This window comes from Mesorhizobium sp. M4A.F.Ca.ET.090.04.2.1 (assembly GCF_003999085.1).
Taxonomy (GTDB): domain Bacteria; phylum Pseudomonadota; class Alphaproteobacteria; order Rhizobiales; family Rhizobiaceae; genus Mesorhizobium.
Genome location: NZ_RZOT01000563.1, coordinates 1 through 3859 on the forward strand (window position 1 = coordinate 1; position 3859 = coordinate 3859).

The 3859-nt window shown below is 63.3% G+C and carries 5 protein-coding genes; 2 read left to right on the top strand and 3 right to left on the bottom strand.

What is annotated here, in order from left to right:
- Nucleotides 1–49: 49 nt before the first annotated feature.
- Complete coding sequence (locus EN781_RS28095) at nucleotides 50–784, bottom strand: gamma-glutamylcyclotransferase (RefSeq protein ID WP_127400537.1); 735 nt, start codon at nucleotides 782–784, stop codon at nucleotides 50–52.
- A gap of 174 nt (nucleotides 785–958) precedes the next feature.
- On the opposite strand from EN781_RS28095, the gene EN781_RS28100 reads away from it, so the two are divergent.
- The gene (locus tag EN781_RS28100; RefSeq protein ID WP_127400538.1) at nucleotides 959–1738 is read left to right on the top strand and encodes a VOC family protein; all 780 of its coding nucleotides are present in this window, start codon (nucleotides 959–961) and stop codon (nucleotides 1736–1738) included.
- A 9-nt stretch (nucleotides 1739–1747) separates the two neighbouring features.
- Here EN781_RS28100 and EN781_RS28105 read toward each other — a convergent pair whose 3' ends face one another.
- Entirely contained in the window at nucleotides 1748–2383 is a 636-nt protein-coding gene (locus EN781_RS28105) for a hypothetical protein (protein ID WP_348631394.1), read from the bottom strand.
- 49 nt (nucleotides 2384–2432) lie between these two features.
- Between EN781_RS28105 and EN781_RS28110 the strand changes: the two genes are divergently transcribed.
- Nucleotides 2433–2825 carry a DoxX family protein gene (locus EN781_RS28110; protein ID WP_127400539.1) on the top strand — a complete coding sequence of 131 codons (393 nt, stop codon included), beginning with the start codon at nucleotides 2433–2435 and terminating at the stop codon, nucleotides 2823–2825.
- A 25-nt stretch (nucleotides 2826–2850) separates the two neighbouring features.
- On the opposite strand, the gene EN781_RS28115 is transcribed toward EN781_RS28110, so the two are convergent.
- On the bottom strand, nucleotides 2851–3859 hold a 1009-nt coding region (locus EN781_RS28115; protein WP_145965668.1), incomplete at its 5' end, for an aminomethyltransferase family protein.

The window sequence follows — 3859 nt, forward strand, 5'->3', positions numbered from 1 at the left end:
TTTTCGACCAAGTCGCTGAAAAGACACGATAAAAACATGATAATTGCACTCATGTTATAACGAGCGCGGAAGGCTCGAATGGCGCAGCGCTTTCAATGCCGGGGCCATGGATCGACCTGATCTCGTCCGCGACCAGTTCCTGCAGCCGCCACAGATTGCGGTCATGGATGCCGAACGCCTCGAGATGGCTGACTGTGTTGTAGAGATATTCGGCTCCGGAGCCGACATGGCCGCAGGCGCGGGCCAGCACATGCGCCACCGTCTCGAGCGGCTGCCCAAGCGAGGTGCCCCTGCCGGTCACCCCGACCCAGAAGCCCAGCGCCTTGAGCGGCCCCTGCGCGGTGCGCACCGGCACCCAGCGGACCGAGGCGATGCTTTCGTGATCATCTATCTCGCGCCGCAGCAGCCTTTCGATCTGGGCAGGCTTGTCGCCGTCCGGCAGGCGATAGATGACGCCGTCGCAGCGCCCGCCCCGTTCCAACGCCATCATCAGCCCCGGCTGCTCGACGCTGCCGCGCCAGCGCACCATGTCGAGGCAGAACGACCGATGCCAGCCATGGGCCGAGGCGCGCTGCTGCTCGACGGAATCGAAGGCCGGCTTCCAGATCAGCGAGCCATAGGCGAACACCCACAGCGACCCTTCGTCGGCTTCGCCTGACAGACGCTGGGCAAGCGAGCGGAAATCATCGTCGTTCAATTGCGTCCAGCTGCCGTCCGGACCTGGATCGGCTTCCTCCCGATGACAGAGCGCCACAAGCTCCGGCGTGAGCGACATCTGCCGCATGGATCGTGATCCCCTCATTGACGGACAAGCAAAGGCGAAAACCGCATGGCGCGCAAGATTGCAGTCACAGTGCCTTGCCGCCGTCGATTTCCGGCCCATGTCGGATTCCTGTCGTCGGATCATCCTAAGATCGATCACGAGACAATCAGATGGACAAACCCAAGGAGCATGACGATGCCGAAATCACCGATGCCGTTCTTCTGGTACGAATTGATGACCACCGACCTCGACGCCGCCGAGGCCTTCTACACAGCCGTTGTCGGCTGGAAGGGCCAACCCTTCGATACCTCGCCCGGCATGCCGCGCTACATCGTCATGAATGTTGGCGAGCGCGGCGTTGGCGGCTTGATGACGCTGCCCGAGGATGCCGCCAAGATGGGCATGCCGCCGGCCTGGCTCGGCTATATCCACACCAAGGATGCGGATGGCGCGACGGCGTCGCTGAAGGAGGCGGGTGGCTCTGTCCACCGCGCGCCGGACGACATTCCGGGCGTCGGCCGCTTTGCTGTCGTCGCCGATCCGCAAGGCGCGACCTTCATGTTCCTGCAGCCGAACCAACCCGATCAGCCGCCGGTGCCGGCGGGAACGCCAGGCCACATCGGCTGGCATGAGCTCTACACGACGGACTGGAAAGCGGCTTTCGACTTCTATGCCGGCCAGTTCGGCTGGACCAAGGCCGGTGACTTCGACATGGGCCCGGCCATGGGCATCTACCAGGTCTTCGCTTTTGGCGGCGACCCTGTCGGCGGCATGATGAACAAGCCTGAGCAGATCCCGGTGCCAGTCTGGCAGTTCTACTTCAACGTCGCCGCCATCGACGCCGCGGCCAAGCGCGTGACCGACAATGGCGGCAAGGTCATCATGGGGCCGATGGAGGTGCCCGGCGGGGATTGGATCGTACAGTGCACGGATCCTCAAGGCGCGCATTTCGCGCTCATCGCGCCAATGCGGTAGGCGACCGGATCACTCCGGCGTCAGCACCGCCACTTTGAGGTCGGCCTTCTTGCTGCCGCTGAGCTGGACGGTGGCCGGACCGGCCGACAGCTTGAAACGCACGCTCTTGCGAATGCCCGGGCAGGTCTTCACGCCGCTGAACCCAGCCGACTTCACGGCGTGGCCGTCCTGCACGATATCGATCCAGGCCTCATCCGACAGGCTGACCTGGAGCTCTCCTTCCGGCGGCACGACGATGCTTGCGGTCGCGCCGAACGTGCCGGCTGCCGGGGCACGGTCCGGAGGCACTTCAAAGCTGATCGTGTCGACCGCTGCGAGCGTGAAATCCATCGCCTGGCCGACCGTCAGGGCAGCGCCGGACTGCGCGGCCGGCGCTGCCGCAAACAGTGCCTGCTCGCGCGCCACCGGCCATTTGAAGGCATCACAGCCGCCCTCGGCGGCCATGGCGAAGCTGGTGCCTGCAAGGATTGCGAACAGGCTGATGACGATTGTTTTCATGGCAAGGGGAACTCGGATGGTTGGCGTACCGGCATCAATACAACCATAGCGATATTTATGCAACCATGAAGAGAAACATTTTTGGGAGATGAAACCGTTTTCACTCACCGATTGTTGAAGGCAGGGCATCGGAAGTGAGTGGTCCATTGTCGGGCGATATTTTATGGCCAGGCGGGGAGGCAAAATGGAGTTTTGGATGAAGCTTTTCGAAGGTTTTTCCCAGTACCGGCCACAGGCGCTCGGCGTGCTGCGCATCGTGACTGCGCTGCAATTCATCGAACATGGCACCCAGAAACTGTTCAATTTCCCCGTCGGCGAGCACGCCGGCGCCTTGAGCGGGTTGCCTCTGGCTGCCGGCATCCTTGAATTCGCCGGCGGCATCCTGCTCGCTCTCGGGTTGCTCACCCGGCCGGTGGCGTTCCTTCTCGCTGGCGAGATGGCGATCGCCTATTTCATGGCGCATGCGCCGCGCGACTTTTTCCCGGTCAACAATGGCGGCGACGCGGCGATCTCCTTCTGCTTCATCTTCCTCTATCTGGTGTTTGCCGGTGCCGGCGCCTTCGCGCTGGACAACCGCCGCAACGCGTAACCCTGCCAAAAGAATGCGCGCCCGGTCAGGCGCGCATTCTTTCGAAATTCGCGTCGAACAATGGCGAGGCTTGTGTTCGCGCCGCATGGCGCTTGCCGAGTATCTCGATCTCGAAGCCGTCGCTCTCGTCAGCGATCTCCTTCGGCACATAGCCCATGGCGACCGACTGTTTCGCGTGATGCGCGTAGCCGCCCGAGGTGACCCAACCGCGCACGACGCCATCGTACCAGATCGGCTCGTCGCCGATGACATCGGCGTCGTCCGCTTCGACGATGAAGGCGCGCAGCCGCAGCTTGCCGCCCTGCTTGCGTTCGGCCAGTGCCGCCTGCTTGCCGATGAAGTCCGCCTCCTTGCCATAGGCGACGAAACGGTCGAGCCCTGCCTCCAGCGGCCCATAGATCGGCCTGTACTCACGCGCCCATGAGCCGTAATTCTTTTCGAGCCTGAGAGCATTGAGCGCGCGCGAGCCGAACAGGCCGATGCCGAACTCCTCGCCTGCCTTGATCATCGCCTGGAATGCGGCGTGCTGATATTCGGGCGCCACCCAGACTTCGTAGCCGAGATCGCCGGTATAGCTGACGCGGCCGACCAGGCACTGCGCCATGCCGATGTCCATTTTCGCAACGGCCATGAAGGGCAATGCCGTATTGGAGACGTCAGCGCGCGTCACCTTTGCCAGCACATCTCGCGCCTTCGGTCCGGCGATCGCCAGCCCGGTCAGCTTCTGTCCCAAAGCCTCGACGCGCACGGAGCCGTCTTTCGGCAGATACGCCTCGAACCAGCGCATATGATATTGCTCGGCGATGCCGGAGCCGGCGATGAACCACTCGCCGTCGTCGATGTTGGCCAGCGTGAAATCGCCGATCAGCCTGCCGTCATCCTTCAGCATCGGCGCCAGCGTCATGCGGCCGCGCTTCGGCAGCTTGCAGGCCAGCATGCGGTCGAGCCAGGCGGCTGCGCCCTCACCCGTCACCGCGTATTTGGCGAAGTTGGAAATCTCCGCCAGGCCGACGCCGCCGCGCCTCGCTGCCACT

Excerpts from the sequence above, each read along its gene's own strand:
- EN781_RS28100 (WP_127400538.1), top strand. The coding sequence starts at position 959 with ATGCCGAAATCACCGATGCCGTTCTTCTGGTACGAATTGATGACCACC.
- EN781_RS28095 (WP_127400537.1), bottom strand. The coding sequence starts at position 784 with ATGCGGCAGATGTCGCTCACGCCGGAGCTTGTGGCGCTCTGTCATCGG.
- EN781_RS28105 (WP_348631394.1), bottom strand. The coding sequence starts at position 2,383 with ATGGACCACTCACTTCCGATGCCCTGCCTTCAACAATCGGTGAGTGAA.
- EN781_RS28110 (WP_127400539.1), top strand. The coding sequence starts at position 2,433 with ATGAAGCTTTTCGAAGGTTTTTCCCAGTACCGGCCACAGGCGCTCGGC.